The organism is uncultured Campylobacter sp. (assembly GCF_938030815.1).
Taxonomy (GTDB): domain Bacteria; phylum Campylobacterota; class Campylobacteria; order Campylobacterales; family Campylobacteraceae; genus Campylobacter_B.
Window position 1 is genome coordinate 1 of the sequence record NZ_CALHII010000047.1, and the last position, 1921, is coordinate 1921.

Genomic DNA, 1921 nt, shown 5'->3' on the forward strand with positions numbered 1-1921 from the left:
CATCTTTAACATTATGAATTTCATAAATTATGAGATCTGCTATATATAAATTTATCTCATATTAATACAAGAACCATGATATTTCGCGATCTTTTATAAGTATAGATGCTATAACTACACAAATACAAGGCAGTGATAACTTGAAGCTAAGATTGCGATGATCAAGATATTAAAGAGAAACGACAAATTTAAAATCATTAAAATTTTATAAAATTTTGCCAAATACATAGCGATCATAACCAAAATCTCTACGAAATTTTAATTATTGGCAGACGCGGTATCTGCAGCCTTGGATCCCGATTGCTCTAGCTGTTTAGACGCATTGCGCCTTAAAATTTTATCATACTCCTCAACCCGTATCAACTTGCCCTTATACTCTATTTTAAGATAATATTCCAATTTTTCTAATTGCAAATATCTAAAAAATTTATCTAAATCAAAGCCGCTTGCACCCTTAGGCTCATCGCCGCAGAGCGCGGAATAGCGCTTTATAAGCGTATCGTAGATACCCAGCAGCGCCGTATTTGGCGTTACCGAGCCGCATCTATTAAGATCGGGCAGCGAGCCTTCGTTGAACATCATTGCACTCTTTTCCCAATCCTTTGGTTGCTCCGTCATATAAAACCTGACCATATCATAATTAAAACTACCTAATAAGGTCTGGTTCAAAATAATCTCATCGTAACAATAATTATCCATATGCTCTAGGTATCTTTTCTTATGTTCTTTCAACAGATACAAATCATTGCGGCAGTCATCGTATTGTTTTTGAATACGCTCATCGTCCGGAAGTCCTGCCAAATCGTATTTAAGCAGCAGATTTAGCATACTTGCGTCATATTGCTGCGGCAGCATCTGATAGATGGAGCAGTTCGGCTGTCGCTCACCTTTGCGGTGCTTGAGCGTAAAAGCGATACAATTATCGTCCGTCCAAGCGGTAATCTCAGGTCTTACGCCGCTGCTAAGCATAAGCTCCGTCATCTGCAAAAATCCGCCCGCCACGGCGTAATAGAGCGGATCAGATACCGCGCTAGTACCCTCGCTTTTAGGTGTTCCGTAATATGTCCTTACCTGTGCATCGCTAGTATCGGCGACAAAATAGGAATCGAGGTATCCCGGGGTTACAAGCCACGGACGAACATATTTAACGCTAGAAAAGCTAGCTCCGTGCTTGAGTAGAACTTCTGCGGCAGCGGTAGAGTTATTTTCGATAGCATAGCTCAGCGCCGAATGAGAAAAATCGTCCGTGCGGTTGATATCCGCTCCGTGATATATCAGCTCCTCGGTAGTGTTTGCATCGTTGTAAAAGCTAGAATACATTATCGCCGTTATGCCAAAATGCAGCGGATCGCCCGCAGTGATGCGCTGCTCTCGCATAAATGCTAAAATACGAGCAGTGTCCTTGGAGCGCAAAAGCTTGCAGAAATACTCCATCCGCTCATCGCCCTGCACTACGCACTCGTCCAAATCTAACTCGGCGCCCAGCCTTTCGTGCCAGTACCTCGCTCGTGCAGCGCGATCCTCGTCCGTTAGCGGCCGATCGGAGGAGTTGCCGGAGGTTGCGGCGCGGCTCGCCGTGGAATTTTGCACGGGCTTAGTTTTGGGTCTATCCATAAACGCACCGCCTACGATCAGACAAAATACGCCTGCGAAACAACCAAACACGCTATGATGAGCTTGGATTTTATCTCTTTCAAAGCAACCTCTGCAAATAAAATGGCAAATACTACCGAGTGTGAGCTTAGCCGAATATAAACTAGCGTTTTCGCACATAAAATTTAGAGGCGGCTTACCATAAAATATTGAAATTTTAGTTTAAAATTTGCCGCCCGCTTCGCATATATTCCTAGATAAAAACCGTATAGTCTTTTTTAATATAGTCTATATTTATATTTTTCTGCAAAAAATACTCTTTGATATC

Annotated in this window: 1 protein-coding gene; it reads right to left on the reverse strand. The window is 42.4% G+C overall.

Annotated features, from left to right (window positions below; all coding sequences use genetic code 11):
- Positions 1 to 258 precede the first annotated feature (258 nt).
- On the reverse strand, positions 259 to 1773 hold the full coding sequence (locus Q0277_RS01695) for an ankyrin repeat domain-containing protein (protein WP_297994929.1): 1515 nt from the start codon (positions 1771 to 1773) through the stop codon (positions 259 to 261).
- Between the last annotated feature and the right edge of the window lie 148 nt (positions 1774 to 1921).